17 protein-coding genes and 1 tRNA gene are annotated in these 18,074 nt (G+C 59.2%); 6 read left to right on the top strand and 12 right to left on the bottom strand.

Features of this window, described 5'->3' with window-relative positions; all coding sequences use genetic code 11:
- Positions 1 to 30 precede the first annotated feature (30 nt).
- Complete coding sequence (ftsH, locus tag AAXE93_RS03295) at positions 31 to 1,830, top strand: ATP-dependent zinc metalloprotease FtsH (protein WP_390128096.1); 1,800 nt, start codon at positions 31 to 33, stop codon at positions 1,828 to 1,830.
- Positions 1,827 to 4,571: a UPF0182 family protein gene (locus tag AAXE93_RS03290; protein WP_390128093.1), complete on the top strand. Its 2,745-nt coding sequence runs from the start codon at positions 1,827 to 1,829 to the stop codon at positions 4,569 to 4,571. Before ftsH ends, AAXE93_RS03290 begins: the two co-directional genes overlap by 4 nt.
- 43 nt (positions 4,572 to 4,614) lie before the next feature.
- Here the strand turns inward: AAXE93_RS03290 and AAXE93_RS03285 are convergent, their stop codons facing one another.
- A complete protein-coding gene (locus AAXE93_RS03285) occupies positions 4,615 to 5,217 on the bottom strand; it encodes a peroxiredoxin (RefSeq protein WP_114989138.1) in 603 nt (200 codons plus the stop codon).
- A gap of 121 nt (positions 5,218 to 5,338) precedes the next feature.
- Between AAXE93_RS03285 and AAXE93_RS03280 the strand changes: the two genes are divergently transcribed.
- Together AAXE93_RS03280 and AAXE93_RS03275 are read left to right on the top strand one after the other, a co-directional pair.
- Entirely contained in the window at positions 5,339 to 5,647 is a 309-nt protein-coding gene (locus tag AAXE93_RS03280) for a hypothetical protein (RefSeq protein ID WP_186508578.1), read from the top strand.
- Between the two features lie 47 nt (positions 5,648 to 5,694).
- A tRNA-Met gene (locus AAXE93_RS03275) sits at positions 5,695 to 5,768 on the top strand.
- Positions 5,769 to 5,830: 62 nt separating this feature from the next.
- On the opposite strand, the gene AAXE93_RS03270 is transcribed toward AAXE93_RS03275, so the two are convergent.
- From AAXE93_RS03270 to AAXE93_RS03245, 6 genes are all read right to left on the bottom strand, one after another.
- The gene (locus tag AAXE93_RS03270; protein ID WP_390128090.1) at positions 5,831 to 6,880 is read right to left on the bottom strand and encodes a peptidoglycan DD-metalloendopeptidase family protein; all 1,050 of its coding nucleotides are present in this window, start codon (positions 6,878 to 6,880) and stop codon (positions 5,831 to 5,833) included.
- A 72-nt stretch (positions 6,881 to 6,952) separates the two neighbouring features.
- Complete coding sequence (locus AAXE93_RS03265) at positions 6,953 to 7,444, bottom strand: tRNA (cytidine(34)-2'-O)-methyltransferase (protein WP_390128088.1); 492 nt, start codon at positions 7,442 to 7,444, stop codon at positions 6,953 to 6,955.
- Positions 7,441 to 8,025, bottom strand: a complete 585-nt coding sequence (gene cobU / locus AAXE93_RS03260) for a bifunctional adenosylcobinamide kinase/adenosylcobinamide-phosphate guanylyltransferase (RefSeq protein ID WP_390128085.1) — start codon at positions 8,023 to 8,025, stop codon at positions 7,441 to 7,443. The genes AAXE93_RS03265 and cobU overlap by 4 nt, the downstream gene beginning before the upstream one ends.
- A complete protein-coding gene (gene pxcA, locus AAXE93_RS03255) occupies positions 8,012 to 9,160 on the bottom strand; it encodes a proton extrusion protein PcxA (protein WP_390128083.1) in 1,149 nt (382 codons plus the stop codon). Before pxcA ends, cobU begins: the two co-directional genes overlap by 14 nt.
- Positions 9,161 to 9,187: 27 nt before the next feature.
- Positions 9,188 to 9,859: a photosystem II repair protein Psb32 gene (psb32, locus tag AAXE93_RS03250; protein WP_390128080.1), complete on the bottom strand. Its 672-nt coding sequence runs from the start codon at positions 9,857 to 9,859 to the stop codon at positions 9,188 to 9,190.
- A gap of 33 nt (positions 9,860 to 9,892) precedes the next feature.
- On the bottom strand, positions 9,893 to 10,300 hold the full coding sequence (locus AAXE93_RS03245; RefSeq protein WP_390128077.1) for a tellurite resistance TerB family protein: 408 nt from the start codon (positions 10,298 to 10,300) through the stop codon (positions 9,893 to 9,895).
- 62 nt (positions 10,301 to 10,362) lie between these two features.
- On the opposite strand from AAXE93_RS03245, the gene AAXE93_RS03240 reads away from it, so the two are divergent.
- Positions 10,363 to 11,013, top strand: coding sequence for a cofactor assembly of complex C subunit B (locus tag AAXE93_RS03240; RefSeq protein WP_115132624.1), 651 nt, complete (start codon positions 10,363 to 10,365; stop codon positions 11,011 to 11,013).
- Here the strand turns inward: AAXE93_RS03240 and lptC are convergent.
- Both lptC and metG read right to left on the bottom strand, forming a co-directional pair.
- Positions 10,958 to 12,124, bottom strand: coding sequence for an LPS export ABC transporter periplasmic protein LptC (lptC, locus tag AAXE93_RS03235; protein WP_390128075.1), 1,167 nt, complete (start codon positions 12,122 to 12,124; stop codon positions 10,958 to 10,960). The genes AAXE93_RS03240 and lptC overlap by 56 nt on opposite strands.
- A complete protein-coding gene (metG, locus tag AAXE93_RS03230; protein ID WP_390128072.1) occupies positions 12,111 to 13,655 on the bottom strand; it encodes a methionine--tRNA ligase in 1,545 nt (514 codons plus the stop codon). Before metG ends, lptC begins: the two co-directional genes overlap by 14 nt.
- Positions 13,656 to 13,741: 86 nt before the next feature.
- Between metG and AAXE93_RS03225 the strand changes: the two genes are divergently transcribed.
- Positions 13,742 to 15,529: an FAD-dependent oxidoreductase gene (locus tag AAXE93_RS03225; protein WP_390128070.1), complete on the top strand. Its 1,788-nt coding sequence runs from the start codon at positions 13,742 to 13,744 to the stop codon at positions 15,527 to 15,529.
- Here AAXE93_RS03225 and AAXE93_RS03220 read toward each other — a convergent pair.
- The 3 genes from AAXE93_RS03220 to rpmG are packed head-to-tail and all read right to left on the bottom strand — an operon-like array spanning position 15,517 to position 18,012.
- Positions 15,517 to 17,547 (bottom strand): ribonuclease catalytic domain-containing protein, encoded by a 2,031-nt coding sequence (locus AAXE93_RS03220; RefSeq protein WP_390128068.1) that lies wholly within the window; start codon positions 17,545 to 17,547, stop codon positions 15,517 to 15,519. The genes AAXE93_RS03225 and AAXE93_RS03220 overlap by 13 nt on opposite strands.
- Before the next feature lie 10 nt (positions 17,548 to 17,557).
- On the bottom strand, positions 17,558 to 17,779 hold the full coding sequence (gene rpsR, locus AAXE93_RS03215; RefSeq protein ID WP_006041316.1) for a 30S ribosomal protein S18: 222 nt from the start codon (positions 17,777 to 17,779) through the stop codon (positions 17,558 to 17,560).
- Between the two features lie 38 nt (positions 17,780 to 17,817).
- Entirely contained in the window at positions 17,818 to 18,012 is a 195-nt protein-coding gene (gene rpmG / locus AAXE93_RS03210; RefSeq protein ID WP_006851071.1) for a 50S ribosomal protein L33, read from the bottom strand.
- Between the last annotated feature and the right edge of the window lie 62 nt (positions 18,013 to 18,074).

The following is an 18,074-nucleotide window of genomic DNA, read 5'->3' as shown; positions in this document are numbered from 1 at the left end:
TCGCTAGGCTCCGTGCAGCGCAATGAAGACGTGGCACCAGGTTCGGACGACTCCAGTGGTTCCGCGGCCCCTCAGAAGGCTCAACCTTCTTCGATTCAGGGTTTTTGGACGAAGCAGGACACGGTGAGTTACTCCACCCTGCTGAGAGATATCGATGCGAAAGAGATCAAACAGTTGGATCTTGTGCCCGGTCGTCGGGAGGTAAGAGTCCAATACAACGACGGCCGACGGGTCATCGTTCCTGTTTTCGCCAACGACAACCAAATTCTTCGGGCCGCTGAAAGCTCCGCCACGCCCCTGACGGTTGTTGACATCCGCCGCGAACAAGCAGGACGCGAACTGGCGGGAACCCTGATGTTGGTTCTGCTGGTGGTGGTCGGCTTGTCGTTTCTGTTGAAGCGTTCAGCTCAAATGGCGAACAGAGCTCTTGGGTTTGGGCGAAGTCAACCTCGGTTGAAACCCCAGGAAGACCTTCAGCTTCGTTTTGAGGATGTTGCCGGCATCAACGATGCGCGGCTGGAACTTGAGGAGGTGGTCACCTTTCTCAAGCAGCCCGAGGCCTTCATCCGCCTGGGCGCCAAGATTCCGCGGGGAGTGCTGCTGGTCGGCCCCCCTGGAACCGGGAAAACGCTTCTTGCCAAGGCGATTGCAGGCGAGGCGGGCGTGCCGTTCTTCTCCATCGCAGCCTCTGAGTTTGTTGAGCTGTTCGTGGGTGTTGGTGCGAGCAGGGTTCGCGATCTGTTCCGCCAAGCCAAGGAAAAGTCCCCCTGCATCGTTTTCATTGACGAAATCGACGCTGTGGGTCGCCAGCGGGGTGCTGGTATCGGTGGCGGCAACGATGAACGGGAGCAGACCCTCAACCAACTCCTGACGGAGATGGACGGCTTTGAGGAGAACTCCGGTGTGATTCTGCTGGCGGCCACAAACCGTGCCGACGTGCTCGACGCCGCACTTTTGCGTCCAGGACGCTTCGACCGGCGCATTGATGTGGGCCTTCCCGATCGCCGAGGTCGCGAGGCAATTCTCGCCGTTCATGCGAGAACTCGCCCCCTCGACGACGCGGTCTCGCTATCGGATTGGGCGAGCCGCACGCCGGGTTTTTCCGGGGCTGACCTCGCCAATCTTCTCAACGAAGCGGCCATCCTCACGGCCCGCCAGAACATGCTCCGTATCGGTCAGTTCCAGCTGGAGGGTGCCTTGGAGAGGATCACCATGGGGCTGAGCAATCGTCCCTTGCAGGACAGCGCCAAAAAACGGCTAATCGCCTATCACGAGGTGGGTCATGCCCTGGTGGCCAGTCTTCTTCCAGCGGCCAACGCGGTGGACAAGGTCACGATTCTTCCCCGGGGAGGGGCCGGTGGTTACACCCGCTTCATGCCTGACGAGGAGGTGCTTGATTCCGGGTTGATCACCCGCTCCTCCTGCCTCGCTGATCTGGTGGTGGCCCTGGGGGGACGAGCAGCTGAGCAAGTGGTTTTCGGGTCGCTCGAGATCACCCAGGGAGCCAGTGGAGATCTCCAGATGGTGGCGCAACTCGCACGGGAGATGGTGACGCGCTTTGGCTTTTCCAGCCTCGGACCGATGGCCCTCGAGGGTCCGGGTATGGAGGTTTTTCTGGGGCGCGATTGGTTCAACCAACGGCCGGGATACGCCGAATCCACTGGCCAGGCCATCGATGCTCAAATCCGCCAGCTCGCCAAGAGTGCTCTGGCGCAGGCCATCGCCCTGCTGGAGCCCCGCCGTGAGTTGATGGATCAACTGGTGGACGTTTTGATTGCCGAGGAAACGATCAACGGTGATCGATTCAGAGACATCGCTGGCCTCCCATGAGACGCCTCCTCCTTCTGCTGCCGCTGGTTGTTGTTGCAGCCCGGATGCAGATCGAGTGGCTCTGGTTCGATCAGTTCGCCTGGAGCGACGTTCTCCTCAAGCGCTGGCTTTTGCAGCTTCTCTTCGCCGGTGTGGCGATGCTGCCGCTGCTGGCAGCCCAGGCCTGGTCAAGGCAATTCAGGCAACACAGCTCGAGTTCATCCAAGGCGATGAGCCTTACCGGATGGTCCTTTGGATTCACGCTGTTGATCAGTGGTGGTGCTGTGCTGATCAGTGCCTTGCTCACGCTGGATCTGTTGGCGTTGGCCATCCACGATCCGTTTCAGCTTGGGGAATGGCAGCCAGTTGCGGGGCTCCAGCACCGCATCAGCTCAGCTGAAGGACTTGTTCAGGTAGGGGCGATAGGGCTTGCGATGGCCTGGCCGCGGTTGAGGCTGTGGCTGGCACGGATCATGGCGGGTTCGCTGGTGATTGTCGTCAGCCGGGCGTGGGGCATCTGGTCGCTGGCGCTATGGATTCCCGATGAATCCACGAGAGACCCCTTGCTGGGAGCGGATCTGAGCTTCGGCTTGGGGCGTTTTGCCGGACTGCATCTGGCCCTGGACCTGCTGCTCTTGGCTACCGCGTTCACCCTCGCCTTTGAGCTCTGGCGGGTGCTGGCGAGCTCAAAATCGATTTCTGACTGGGCCAGTCCAGCCTTCTCTGCGCGACAGATCCAACTGTTCAGGTTGCTTTCGGCGCTTCTGCTGTTCGGAGCGGCGGGGCAGGTGTGGTTATCGAGGCATCAGCTGCTGTGGACCCAACACGGCCTTGTGGCAGGGGCGGGCTGGCTCCAGGCCCACATGACCCTTCCCTTGCGCGGCTTCGCAACACTGCTGCTGGTGCTGATCGCATGTGCACTGCTTGTCCCGTGCCGGCGACGCCTCCGTCAGGGCCTTGCACTGGTGTTGGTGTCTCTTGTGGTGTTGGAAACGGTGGCAACTCCGTTAACGCGCTGGCTGGTGGTGCGGCCAAGGGAATTTGCACTGCAAGAGCGCTATCTGAACAACGCCATTGAGGCCACGCAATGGGGCTTCCAGTTGGATCAGATCAAGAGTCAGGTCGTCGACCCGACAAGGTTCAGCGCCGCTGATCGCGAGCAAGGTGTTAGCACGCTCGAAAATGTGCGTCTCTGGGACAGCAGCCCTCTGCTGGAAGCCAACCGGCAACTGCAGCAACTGAGGGTGTACTACCGCTTTTCCAATGCAGCTGTTGATCGCTACCCGCTGAATGAAAACAGCGATTCATCGCAGCAAGTGATCCTCTCGGCCCGCGAATTGGATCAATCCGCGTTACCGCGTCAATCCAAAACCTGGCAGAACCGTCACTTCATCTTCACCCACGGCTATGGATTCACCGTCAGTCCGGTGAATGACAGAAGCAGTGATGGTCTTCCCTCGTATTTCATTAAAGGTCTTGGCCCAGAAACAGTCATTGCGGGAAATCCTGGACTGGGTATTGAACGATCGGAGGTGCAGAAGGCTATCCCCGTTGGTGATGCAGCGATCTATTACGGGATGCTTCCGTCGCCCTATGCAATCGCTCCAACGCAGATTGAAGAATTCGACTACCCCGAAGGTGATATCAATGTGATGACGCACTATCAGGGTTCTGGCGGAGTACCGATTGGATCCTGGCTTCAACGATTCGCAGCGGCTGTTTATCTGCGTGACCCTCGACTGCTGATCACCACAACGATCAATGCTGATTCCAAACTTTTGATTCGGCGTGATGTGCGCAGTCGGGTTAAGGCCATCGCTCCCTTCATTGATTTTCGTGGTGAGCCCTACCTGATCTCCATTCCAAACCCTGAGCAAGACAGCTCCAACACCACCAAGGCAACTTCAGGACAACGCAGCCAGCATCAGTATTGGGTTGTCGAGGGTTACACCCACAGTTCAACCCTGCCCTACAGCGCAGCGGTATCAGCAGATGATCCCGATCGCTATTTAAGGAACTCAGTCAAGGCCATCGTTGATGCCTACAACGGCAGCATTCGGTTTTTCATCTCGGAGCCTGAGGATCCAATCGTGATGGCCTGGGCTCAGGCTTTTCCAGGCTTGATGGAGCCGATGGAGGCAATGCCAAAGATTTTTCTTGATCACCGCAGAGTTCCTGAGGACTTCTTCAATGCCCAGGTCAACCAATTGAAGCGGTACCACGTTTCGAATCCCAGAATTTTCTACAACGGTGATGATGTTTGGCAGGTGCCAAGCGAGATCTACGGCGGCCGCAAAGTTGATGTTGCTCCTTATCACATCACGGCTCAGCTTCAAAGCAATGACAACTCTGAATTTCTGCTGCTACAACCCCTGACCCCTTTATCAAGGCCGAATCTCACGGCGTGGTTGGTGGCTCGGAACGATGGCGATCACTACGGTGAACTGAAACTGATCGACTTCCCCAAAGACAAATACATTCCGGGGCCGGAACAGGTTCAGGCTCTGATCCATCAGGATCCAGATGTGAGCGAGCAGTTTGGTCTATGGGATCAGGAGGATCTGGAACTCCTGCAGGGAAATCTTCTTGTGCTTCCCGTGGGCTCCGGACTTCTCTATGTGGAACCGGTGTATCTGCGCACCAAGAAGGTGGGGCTGCCTTCTCTGGCCAGGATTGTTGTGAGTGACGGCCGATTGGTTGCCATGGACCGCGACCTCAATCTTGCTTTGGATCAACTCATGAAAAAAGCCCCACCCGTTTGACGGGCAGGGCAAAACGAAATGACGGAGCGGGTTGAGAGAACGATCAGCCGATGGCGGAGAAGTACTCCTTGGAACCCTTGGGGTCAGGCTTCATGGTCTTTTCGCCAGGAGTCCAGTTGGCAGGGCAAACCTCGTCGGGGTTGGACTGCACGTACTGGAAGGCCTGCAGAACGCGCAGGGTTTCATCAACGTTCCGTCCCACAGGCAGGTTGTTGATGGTGGCGTGCATGATCACACCGTCAGGGTCGATGATGAACAGACCACGCAGGGCAACACCCTCAGCCTCGTCGAGAACGTTGTAGGCCGTGGAGATTTCCTTCTTCAGGTCGGCAACGAGGGGATAGTTGATATCGCCCAGGCCACCCTGATTGCGAGGGGTCTGGATCCACGCCAGGTGGCTGAACTGGCTGTCCACAGAAACGCCGAGAACCTCGGTGTTCTTGCTGGAGAAATCGGCGTAGCGGTCGCTGAAGGCCGTGATCTCAGTAGGACAAACGAAGGTGAAATCCAGCGGATAGAAGAACAGCACCACGTACTTGCCCCGGTACTGGGACAGGGTGACTTCCTTGAACTCCTGGTCCACCACAGCGGTGGCTGTGAAATCAGGGGCCTGCTGGCCCACACGCAAGCAACCGGTGTCGGTCATGTTCGGTAGGTGAATGAGTGAGCTGAAGGCCGCAAACGACTTAACACGTAGTCGATTCGACTTCCAGTTTCAGGATTGAACCTATCACGACCCTAGCCATCCGTCGCCATAAACTCAGTTGATGACTGACCAACTCACGAGCTGGGATCCTGCGCTCCTGCGCAAGTTCAGTTCCACCGGACATTTCCGTCTGTTGAACCAGCTGAAGGGCGATCTGCGCAAGAAACCCCTGGATCGAGACCAGCGCACTGGTCAGCTGAAGACTCTGGGCGGGAATCGCGGCGCAACCCGACGTTCAACGGCAACGCGGAGCATCGAGCCGGCCCCAGCTCCAGCTCCAACACCTGTTGTTGAGACGGCAGCCCCACTCACCAAGGACGATCAACCGAAATCCTTCCGCGATCGCCTCAATGCCATCGACATGCGCTGAGGCTGAACCCCTGAGATGTATGATGAGCACTGGCCTGAAGGGCCTTCGTCAGAGTAGCTCAGCTGGTTAGAGCACAGGATTCATAACCCTGAGGTCGGGAGTTCAAGTCTCCCCTCTGACATTCATTGATTCTTGCTTTTGATCAGCTCGTTCGAACCCTTGTTGGGTTCGAGCATGCCTGATTCAGGCCTTGCGTGCCGGTAGTTTGACCAGGGGATTGAGGGCAGCGCCACCGGCCCGACGGATTTCAAAGTGAAGGTGAGGTCCGGTGCTACGTCCGGTGCTTCCCATCAGTGAAATGCGAGACCCACGGGGAACAATCTGTCCTTTTTTGACCAAAAGACGGCTGTTGTGTGCATAACGCGTGAATTCGCCATCACTGTGGGCGATTTCAACCAGATAGCCGTAGGCACCTCTCCAGCCGGAAAATGAAACGATCCCATCACGGGCCGCAACAACGGGCGTGCCAGTGTTGTTGGCGATATCAATGCCTTTGTGCATGCGTCCCCAGCGCCACCCATAACCAGAGGTGAAAACCCCCTTGGTGGGCCACTGGTAACCAATAATCGGCGGCTTCAGGCTGTCGGGCTGATCGGCTGAAGACGACAGGGGGCGATCAGGCCATGCAGCACCTCCACTGCTGAGGGGGCGTACAGCCAGGAGTGACTGACCCGAAGTGGCTTCAGCGATCTGCAGTTCCTGGCCAATCGTCAAAGCACTCAGCTGAAGGCCTGGATTCCAACTCAACAGCTGCTGTTGCGTCACGCCGTGGCGTTTGAGGAATGACGCCAGAGAGTCTCCGGTCTTGATTTTGGCCGTTGCGCTAAGCGGTGGTGGGGCAACCAACGGAAGCGTCTCACGTTCACTGGAGCGGTTGAGTGACGACAACGTCACGGCAACAAGCCGTACAGAGTCCGGCAGGGAAAGCCAACTCTCTTTTTCAAAAACGTGGGAGTTTGGCACGTTGTTCAACGAGGCCAGCTGCTCACGATCAAGCTTCAACAGCTCGGCATAACGCCGCAGGGACGTGGCACGAACAACTTGGAACCAGACCTGACTGCTGGAATCGACTTTGCTGACAACAGCAACGGGATTGTTCGGGGAGAGAGCTGGCAGAGGGGGCAGCTCGGCAAGATCAAAAGTGGCGTTATCGGCAATCCCGGGCAAAGAACTCCACAAACCCAGGGACAGAACAGGGGTTACAGCAGCTGCCAGAGCAAGCGTTGCGCGCATGAAACCACTTAGACGCGTTGAAAGTAACGAGCCGAACATCCCCGCGCAAGGGGGTTTGGAGCAGTGGTGGGATCACCACAACCGCAACTGTTGTCCAGCCACGTAGGTCACCAGGGCGCATGCCACGGAAAGATTGAGGCTGCGAACACCTCCCTGGCCTGCATCATCAGCAGCTCCAGGCATGGGGATCGTGAGAATGCTGTCGCAGGCTTCGCGAACCGGTTCCGGTAGCCCCGTATCTTCCCGTCCGAAGAGCAGAACATCTCCCCGTTGAAACGTGAACGAGGAGAGCGATGAACCACCACGACGACTGCAGCCGATCAACCTCTGCTCAGGACGAAGCTCAGCTTGGAACTCGGCAAAGTTCGAAGCGATGGAAAGCTGAACGTGGGGCCAGTAATCAAGTCCGGCACGACGAACGCTCCGATCATCCACCTTGAAGCCGAGGGGTTCAATCAGGGTCAACGGCACCCTGAAGGCCGCCGAGGTACGGGCGATGTTGCCGGTGTTCGGAGGGATCTGAGGTTCGAACAGGGCAATTTGCAGGGGGGCGATCTCACTCATGGCACCACCTGGCCAAGAGCATGAAGATCAAGTGCACGACCCTGGAGAACGAGCCAGGCAGCGTCAGCAACGGGGTCAAGTGCCTGCGCGAGGGTTCCGAGACGATCACGGAACAAGCCTCCGATGCGTGTTGGGGGAACGATGCCCCAGCCTGTCTCTTCGATCACCAGAACAAACGTGCAGTGCGATGCCCTGATCGAGGCGATCAGCTGTTCACAGAGGTGATCCCAATCCTGGGCAGTGAGGTCCAGGTGGTGGGCAACAAAGCCACCGAGGGCATCAATCAGAACAGATTGCCCAGGAGCCAGGCCGTTGATCACGCTTACCAGCTCTGCCCCACATTCAGAAACGCTCCAATGGTCGGGCCGACGCTGCCGGTGGGCCTCCAAACGCTTTTGCCAATCACGGTCATCCGGCCTGGCGGCCGCCGTGGCGATGTAGGTGACAACAGGGTGGTGTTTCAACAGGTGCTCAGCCCAGCGGCTCTTGCCACTGCGGGTTGGCCCACTCACCAGGATCAGCCGGCTGGTCTGGCCGGCAACGGGGGGCTCCACTGAGGAGGAGGGGTCAACCACTGCCATTCATTCCCTTCAGCGTCGCGACGGAAGACGGAGACACACGGTTGAGGTACCTGAAAATCCAATACTTGAAGATCGTCGCCAACACCACCGGGAATGTCGCGATGAAGAGGTTGACGAAACTTTGGCTGGAGGGAAGACCGAAATGCTCGGCAATCCCTTCCAGCAAGACCTGCCAGCCTTCCGGGCTGTGGTAACCAACGAAGATATCGGTGAACAGGATGATGGCGAAGGCCTTGGCGGAATCACTCAACCCGTAAACCGCCTCATCAACAAATGCACGCAGAACACGCAGTTCATCGCGGCTCAGAAAACACACCACGGCGAAGGCGATCAGACCCGCCAGATCCGCAAACACATTCTTGATCGCCTTGAGACTTTCCTCATCGGCATCGTGTTTGAGCTCAGTCGCTTTTTCAGTGAGCTTGTCGCGCAGTGCACCATCATCAAGGGGCTGCACGCCCTTGAGGAAGGCATCGAATTCAAGTTCTTGCTTGTAGAGCCGAAGTTTTTCAGCCGCCTTCTCTTCCAGCTGAGGCTTCGGGTAGCTCAGGAAAGGGAGTTCGGGGGAAAACTGGTTCACCGCAGGCGAGATCAGATAGGTGCCAGCAATCTGCTGAACAAGAAGAGGAACCAGAACGAGAAGAAGCAGAACCCTCAGGGAAATCAGCGTGCTGTCCCGCCGGCGTCGATACCCCGCCACGACGCTGTCTTCAGTTGAGGGATCCAACTGGAGGCGAATGCTGTCGAAGACACCCAGAAGCGATCGGGGGAGGGCATCCGGTGAGCGGCTGATCGACGGCGAACTGCTGGATCGTCGCAATCCATAGCGGCTCACGACGGATTCAATCAGTTGAAGTTGACGCAACTCCTGGGAATCCAGTTGGCCCCGTTGTTTCGAGAGAGTTGCTGCTGTATTGCGGCAGATGGCCAGCGCGGTTTTGAAGCGGCGAAGAATCGTGGCCTGAACAGAGCGCGGCACGGAGAGCTTGAGCTCCGGCCGAATCTGCCGATCGCCGTAGTACTCGAACTCCAGGCTTTGGATGAGCAGAGCCGCCTCGTAGCCACGCTCAAGATCACTGGAGAGCTCGATCGCTTGGCTGTTGCTGAACAGGTTGATCCAGTTACGGCGGCTCATTGCAGTCAGCTCATCGCAGTCGGGTCATCAGCGCGAGAACACCCACCAGGTGGCCATCGGAATGATGGTTCCAAGCACCAACAGGATGATCACCCACTTGGTGGCATCGCTTTCGGCGGTTTCCGCCTTGGTGGGAATGTTGGTGGGCAGGGTGACCCGTTCGATCTCCTTCGGAGGGCCTGGATCCTCGCCACCCGAGAGAACGGTTGAAAGTCGGGTGAGTCCATCAACGGATGCCTGGCGATAACGATCGCCCTCTCGCAGGGGCACAGTCATCGTTGTACGGGCGGTGCTCTTCAGCAGGCTGGGAGGAAGCTGTGCCTCAAGCTCCTGATTGGCCACCACAGCGGAACGCTTGTTCGAGGCTTCGATCAACATCAGCAGCAAGGGATTGCCGCTGGGTGAGCTCCACGTCTCGAGGAGTTCCGCACCGAAGCTGTTCAAGGTGATGCCGTAATCCAAACGCCGAAGCGTGATCAGGCGGGCATCGACCCGTTGATCTTCAAAGCTGCGTAATTTCGTTTCCAATTCACCACGGCTGGCGCGGCTGAACACATCGGCATCGTCGATCACCAATGCATCCGGCAGGCTTTCACCCAGGGCAGCAGGTGAGATCGCCAGACTGGCTGGGGCCCAGAAGAGAAGACAGACCCCGAAACTGAGCAGGCTGGCCAACAGGCGTCGGGCGGAACGGGGCATCCCTTAAAGCGTCATGACTGCCTCAGTCTGCCGTTAGCTGTCCAGCATGTCGCGGTTCAAAGCTGCAATTGCCTCAACAACCATGCGGGCTTCGTTGTCGGGCAGAGTCATTTGACGAGTGAGCTGGTCGAGGAGATCGGTTTCCTCCGCTGTGATCTTGCGGTCGGCATGCACCAGATGCGCTGCCACAGCCAGGGCGGACTGCTGCTGAATTCGATTGAGCTGAGGCAAGGCGGACGTGATCAAGCCCTGAACGCCCTGCTCCCGCAACAGCAACAGCAGGTGGTCAAACAATTCACCCATGGCCGCTTCAGAGCTGTCGCTGTAAAGCGATCGGTTCTCCAGCTGACGGCGCAGGGCATGGGCCTCATCCCGTCCCAGCCTTCCATCACAGGCAACAGCGGCAAGGGCAACAGCAGCAAAAGCCTCGGGAGTCGTCATGGCAGAGACGCACATGTCCGTATTTGAGCAGGATGATTGCGTTCTGACAGCACCCTCTGTTGATGCCAGGTCCCGCCCGAGCTGTTCTGATCTGTGCGCTTCTGTTGCTGGGTCTGACCGTGACCAATGCAGGGGTAGCGCAGACCGTGACACCGGAATTTCAACGGGCCGAAGTTCTGGCGGGGATGGCAGCGGTGGGCCTGATGTTGGTGGCTGTGCTGTGGACACGGGCGAACCCCAAGTCAGCAGAGAAAGTTCCGTTGCAGGGGGAACAGGGACTTTTGATGGCGGATCAGTTCAGCGAAAACCAACAACAGGAGCTGGCCTGGGGCAGCCACATGCTTTTGACGGCGACGCCAGCGGCATCCGTGCTCGTGTTCTGGCGCCATCAGGTTGTGCTGCGTCGGGGCCTGATCACTCAGGAGGCTTTCGAGCCAGGAGCGATCACACAACGGGCCATGGAGCGTGAGCAAACCATCTCCTTGGTCAACACAACGCTCTTTCCGGGCCGAGCGGAATTCGACGCGATGCTGCCGTCACTTCCCGCCATCGTTGTTTGCCCGATGGGGAAGGAGGGGGCCGTGATCGTGGGGGGATGGTCGCCCCGTTGTTTCACCCGCTCCGATGAGCGATGGATTGAAGGCTGGACCCAGCGGCTCAGAACGACACTTGCGGCCGGCGAGGCTTCTCCTGTGCAGCCGGACTCAGCTTGATCGTCGATTCAACCCTCGCTCCGGCTTGGCCGAAGCGGATCGCACCATCGTCCGAAATCTTGGCCTCCATGCGCGAAGCCCGCGTGATCTGCTCCGGTTCGGTCCGCTGCAGAACCACATCGCCATCAGCAACAACCCGTTCACTCCGCCAGTTCCAAGCGCAGCGTTGGGCCGTCAATGTTTCCAACGTCTGCTCAACGCGACATGAGTTGGAAATGATCACGGAGCCAGTGCGCTGATCAAGCTTGAACCCCATCCCCTGCACCTTGCTGTTTTTCAACTCAGCCTGAATGGGTTGATCGGATTCAAGTTGCTCCGCCGAAAACAGCCAACGCGTCTGGCCGGCAGTGATCCGACCGCGGTCGCTTTCCAGCACCAGCGTGACCGGTTGTTGTAGGTCGAGGTAACCCTGGCGGGTGTTGCCATCCAGTCCTGAAGCACTGAGCGTGCGGCCATCGCTGCGGATGGCCTGCACCGGACCAGGCGCCTGAAACAAACCACTCTTCAGATTCCAGGTTCCACGTCCACCCCGCACCACTGTGGAAGCAGCATTGGTGCCATCAACACGGTTCAGCTGGGTTGGGCCCTTGAACTCCAGCACCTCGGTGTCCTGCTGGAACACCAGCTCGCGTGAGCGGATTTGCGCCTTGCCATCATTGGCCTTGGGCCGTTGATTGATCACCATTCGCGACTGCGATGGCGTCCAAATCAGATTGTCTCCCTCAATCGTCAGCCCCCGTTGGTTCAACTGCCGCAGCTGCACCGATCCTTCAAGAACAACGAGCTCTCCATCCCGCAACACCGTGGCGAGATCTGCGGTGATCCTGTAGTGCGGTTGATCATTCCGATAGAGAACGCCCTCGGGACGTCGTGCACGGATGGTTCGACTGCTCAGGTCGTAACGCGCCTCGGGGCTGGTGAGATCCCAGCCACGGTTGCCATCGTCGGCCCGCTGGCTCAAATCCAGCGACCGGAAGACAAAGGACGGCGTTGGTTCAAGCGCAATCGGTCGCCGCGTTGTGCAACCGGTTAGCCATGCACTCGCCACAAGGGCTGCTGCCAGACCACAACGTGACAAGCGACCCAGCATGCTTTGTTCAGAGCGGTTCATCCAGTTCCAACCGCTGCATCACCGGTGTTGGCTTCGGCAGCGCGGAACCGCTGCACAGCCTGCCCCAATTCAGCTGTTTCGACCAGTTGTCTGGATCCAAGCGTTCCCCAAGTTGAGACAGGATCCGCTCGCTGAGGTCGGGCAAGAGCGGGGCAAGCAGGAGTCCAACGATGCGGGTGGTTTCCAGCACAGCAAACAAATCCTCGGCCACGCTCTGCTCTTGACCGGGCTCCTTCATGCGACTCCAGGGAGCCGTGTCATTGAGATGACCGTTCGCGGCAATGGCCAACTGAAGGATCGACTCGGACGCGGTCTTGAACGCGAGCTGCGGCATCGCCTCCATCACCGTGCTGACGGTTTCCGCAGCCTTGAGGGCCAGGGGATGGTCAGCACTTGAGGCTGCTCCTGCCGGGGGAACGCCTTCATCGAACCATTTGCGCGCCATCGACGAGGTGCGATTCAGCAGGTTGCCGATGGTGTTGGCCAGATCGTTGTTGACCAGATCAACAAAGCGTTGCTGTTGGAAATCGCCGTCGTCTCCGAATTGGATGTCGCGCAGGAGGTACCAACGAACGGCATCACTGCCGCATCGCTCCAGCAACAGTTCGGGGTCCAGCACATTGCCGAGGGATTTGCCCATCTTTTGGCCCTCACGGGTGAGGAAGCCATGGCCGAAAACCTTTTGCGGCACCGGTAGTCCTGCAGACATGCACATGGCGGGCCAGAACACAGCATGGAAGCGAAGGATGTCCTTGCCGATCACGTGCACGGAGGCGGGCCAACCGCAGGAGGCGAGCCGATCGAGCGATACCTCTTCTCCATCATCAAGAAGCGCTGTGAGATAACCCAGCAGGGCGTCAAACCAGACGTAGAAGGTGTGGCCTGGATGGTCGGGGACCGGAAGTCCCCAGGACACATTCACCCGCGAAATGGAGAAGTCGCGCAGACCTTGAGCGACGAAGTTGCGCACTTCCTGTCGTCGGCTGGCTGGGGCGATGAAGTCATCGCGCGCCACCAACTCCTCAATGGCGGATTGATAGCGGGAGAGCCGAAAGAACAGGTTCTCCTCATCGCGCCACTCGAGAGGCTTGCGGTGGATCGAACAGGAGGGCGACTCCGCTTCGGCCGGATCATCCTTGTATTCCTCGCAATCGACGCAGTACCAGCCGGTCTGCTTGCCGACAACGATGTCGCCGGATGCCTTGACCCGTTCGTAGAACTGTTCCACCAATTCCAGGTGGCGCGGGTTGGTGGTGCGCACAAAGCGATCGTCAGAAATCCCCCACTGATTCCAGAGATCGCGGTACCGGCTGCTGACCTTGTCGCAGTGGTCCTGGGGGCTCAGCTGCTGACGTTCTGCCGTGCGCTGAATCTTCTGGCCGTGCTCATCAACACCAGTCACGAAGGTCACCTTCTCCAGCTGCAGCCGCTCAAAGCGAGCCAAGGCATCACAGGCCAGGGTCGTGTAAGTGCTGCCCAGATGGGGACGATCGTTGACGTAATAGAGCGGAGTCGTAAGGGTGTAAGGCATCAGAAAAGTTCGAACTCCGCTGCACCGCAGCGACGACAGACTCTAACGAGCATGCCCATCTCGCTCCACGCCAAACAGCCCTCCTCATGACGCACCGCGACGTGGTGGTCTGGGGTGGTGGCTGCGGCGGCGTTGCTGCTGCGCTGCAGAGCGCAAGATCAGGAGCAGACACGACACTGTTCACCCCTGGCCCCTGGCTGGGGGGCATGGTGAGTTCAGCAGGAGTCTGTGCCCCGGATGGCCATGAACTCACCTGTTGGCAAACCGGGATCTGGGGCGCCTTTCTGCGGCAGTTGGAGTTGGAGGAGCCGAGCGGGCTCGACCACAACTGGGTGAGTTGTTTCGGATACAGGCCGCAAACAGCCGAACGGATCCTCCAACGCTGGGTGGCGGCTGAGCCCAGGCTGGAGTGGCGTCCCCACTGCAGGCTGGAACAGGTTCACGGCCAGCAGGGTCGCCTCCAGTCTGTGGAGATCCACAGCGCCAATGGCGTCGAAAGCTTTTCCGCCGACGTGTTTGTGGATGGCAGCGATCTGGGTGATCTGCTTGCCCTATCGTCCGCCCCCTTCCGCTGGGGGTGGGAAGGCAAGGAGATCTGGGATGAACCCAGCGCCCCCGAGCAGTCCCGGCTTGAGAGCGAAGCATTTTTTCAAGAGCAACCGATTCAGTCACCCACCTGGGTGGTGATGGGCCAATTGCATGGGGAACTCGCTCCGCACCATGCCGCAGCGATCCCGCGGATTCCGTTCGATCGGAGCACCGCCAGCTTCGGCCTCGAGAAAACCATCACCTATGGCCGTCTGCCCAGCGGCCTGGTCATGCTCAATTGGCCCCTGGAGGGCAACGACTGGCACCACAGCCTCGATCGAGCCCTCAGTGCTGATGGCGAGGTTCGTGCGCAGCTGGCCCAGGAGATGCAACGGCACAGCAAGGATTTCCTGGCGGCCCTGGAGGAATGCAGCGGTGGTTGGATCTCTTCCGGCAACGCCTTCCCTGGAGCCGATCCCAGCCTGGCGTTGATGCCGTATTGGCGAGAAAGCCGGCGGCTGACGGGTCGCACAACGGTCACGGAACGCGACCTCTTGCCGATCTCCACAGGAGCCCGACGGGGACCGCTCCCCATCGATGCCAAGGGTCGCTGCACCAGCATCGCTGTGGGCACCTATGCCAATGACCATCACTACCCGGGCGAGGACTGGCCTCTCGCGCCGAAAAGTGTGCGCTGGGGAGGACGTTGGAGCGGTACGCCTTTCTGCATCCCTTTCGATGCCCTGATCACAGACTCAATCCCCAACCTTGTGATGGCAGAGAAAGGCTTCAGCGTCAGCCACATGGCCAATGGGGCCACGCGCCTGCAGCCTTTGATCCTCAACCTGGGCCAGGTGGCGGGTCTGGCGGCGGCGATGGCGGTTCGCCAGGGGTGTGACCTTGCTGATCTGCAAGTTGAGGCCATCCAGTCAGCCCTGATCCATGAGCCGCAGGCCCCTGCAGCAGTCCTCCCGATCTGGGACTGGCCGTTCTGGAATCCGCACTGGGTCAAGGCACAGGAGCAGGGCTTGGCTCGACCTGAACACCTGAATGCGAATGGCTGCCTTTCAGGCCCAAGGGCCAGCATGCTGCTTCCCCCTGGCGTGAACCAGGCGCCAAATCAGCCTCATGAGGTTGGCCTCAGTGGCGTGCTCACCGGCAACCTCCATGAGGGCTACCACTTGGAAACCGCTGAAAGGATCTGGCCTCTGATCACCCTGGAACCGGCAATCCATCGCTGGCTATCCAACGAGGATCATTCGGGTCGAACCCTGAACCTCCGCGGCATTAAGAATCCCTGGGGGCCCTGGGTGCGGATCACCGGGGTTCTGGATCAAGCCAACTGAAGCTGCAGCTCACCGCGTACCGGGTCAGCACGCCCCACCCTGAGTTCAAGAGCATCACCAGGAGCAGGGTTGTCTGCAGACACACAACCGACCAGATCCATGGCCAGCTCGCTCACATGAACCAGGGCCAAGCGATCCTGCGGGCGCAGCCAGCGCAGGAACACGGCCGAGCAAACGGTGTTCTGATGCTCGGCGAACCACACCTGCTGCCAGTGGCGCTGATCCTCACGGCTGATCTGAATGGATTGGCGCAATGGATCATCGAGGTCATCGATCACTTCCCGCAGACGCTCTTCATCCATCGGTGCAAGCGCCGAAAGCTGGGCAATGATCTGCCGGTGGGCGACGAGATCGGCGTAGCGACGGATCGGTGAGGTTGCCTGCACATAGGCCTCAAGCCCGAGGCTGAAATGGGGCATGGCTCGCGTGCCCTGCACGCCTCGGCTCAAGCAGCGCTTGATCGCCGCATCACGGGCTGGTCCCTCGGGGATTCGATCGAGTTCATCGCTGGAGGGCAGCTCCGCCGCAGGCTGACTACGGAAGGGCAACGGCAGGCTGTGCTCTTGACCAAAGCCGGCCACAACAGCTCCCATCAGCAGCATCGCTTCACTCACCATCAGGCGGGAGGGTGAAGGGTCAATCACCTGCAGCGCCAAGGCTCCATCGCTGCGGCGGAAGCGTCCTTCAGGCCGGTCAAACATCACGGCTCCTTTGGAACGGCGCCAGCGCATGCGCAACATCAGAAGTCCCGAGAGATCCGAGAGGGCTTCATCCCCTGGGGGTGCCAACTCGATCAGCTCATCACCATCGGTGTAGGTGAGGCCATAGCGGAGTCGGATCCAGCTGCGCGCAATCCGTTGCTGCGCCACAGCACCATCCTCATCGAGGCGAACGGCCACACTGAGGGCTGCACAGCGCTGTCCAGCCCGAAGACTGAGGGGACCGGCCGCCAGCTCCAGAGGCAGCATGGGCATTACACCCTCCGCCAGATACAAACTGGTGGCTCGACGTCTGGCTTCCTGATCAAGGGGGGAGTCAATGTCGATCAGACGGCTGGGATCAGCGATGTGGATCCAGATCCAATCGACGCCATCACGACGCTCCAGCGAGAGCGCGTCATCAATTTCTCGAGTGCCCGCATCGTCCAGGCTGTAGGTGGCCAGGTGAGTGAGGTCGATGCGTTGCTCATCCCCAGGTCGCTCTTCATTCGAAAGAGCAACAAGACGATTCGCTTCCTCCACCAGATCAGAGGGAAAACAGCGGGACCAGACGCTGCCCCTCAGGCCAATGGGCTCATTGGTATCGAGCAACCCACGCACGATCAACCACTGCCGAAGATCGGCGGCATCTGATCCAATCGACAACGCTGCCGACCACTGCTGGAGATCCAGGTCGGAACCCACCGCAGCGGGATTGTCTTTCAGCAACTGAATCCAGTGGCTGAAGCGCTCGTCCCAAACCGGGTCCAGCTCCAGGCGTTCATCGTCGCTGAGGCCTCGCTCTGCCCGCAGCAATGCGAGCTGCCGTTGTTCATGTTGTTGCGCCTCCCTCTCAGCTCGGCGTTGGCGCCGCAGGCTGGCCCTCTCTTCGCGGGAGAGTGGCTGGATCAAACGGTCACGACGCCAGCGGAACAACTGTTGGTTTCCATGCAGCCAGGCCCACAGCGCTGCCAGACCAGCGAGGTTGAGCGGGGTCAACACCAACTCGCCCAGCTCGCAGAGGCTCAGCCGAGCCAATCCCCCCGGTTGATCCGTTTCCAACAGCTGCCAGGCCTCCACAACGGCCCGCGCTGATGGAGCGCTGTCCTGCACCTGCTCAGGGGCAGGTAGTTCACTGCCATCGAACAGATGCTCGGGATCGATGGCAATCACATCGCGCAGGGGCAGGCCCTGGTCACGACGTTGACCACCAAAAGAAAGAACCGCCTTGCTGCCCTTGATGGACAGAAGACGGCCGAATAGAGGAGAACCCTTGATAACAACCGCGACGGTGTCTCCGGGTTGGATTGAATTGTTCAACGCCCGAGGATCAACCTTCGGGGTTCACAAACGGCAGAAGGGCAACGATGCGGGCACGCTTGACGGCGTTGGTGAGATCGCGCTGCTGCTTGGCGGTGAGGCCGGTGAGGCGACGAGGAAGAATCTTGCCGCGTTCGGTGATGAACTTCTTGAGGAGATCCACATCCTTGTAATCGATGGGATCACCGGGCTTGATCGGCGAAAGACGCTTCTTGAAGAAGGAGCTGGACATGACTCAGGAACGGATGGAGGAAAGACGGACCTGCAAGGTCACTTGATCTCCTTGTGGAGCGTGGACTTGTTGCAGTGGGGACAGAACTTTTTGATCTCCAGCCGTTCGGTGGTGTTCCGGCGGTTCTTTTCCGTCGTGTAACGAGACACGCCGGGTGAACGCTTGGCGGGATTGGACCGGCATTCGGTGCACTCGAGAGTGATCACGATCCGGACGCCCTTGTTCTTGGCCATAAAGGACGTTGCGCCGCAGGTGCGAAGCGAATTGACAAACATCTAGCTTACCTCCTGACCCG

Origin of the sequence: Synechococcus sp. HIMB2401 (assembly GCF_042883245.1) — a bacterium.
GTDB lineage: Bacteria > Cyanobacteriota > Cyanobacteriia > PCC-6307 > Cyanobiaceae > Parasynechococcus.
Note: the sequence above shows the minus strand (reverse complement) of the source record. Positions and strands in the feature narration are given on the sequence as shown.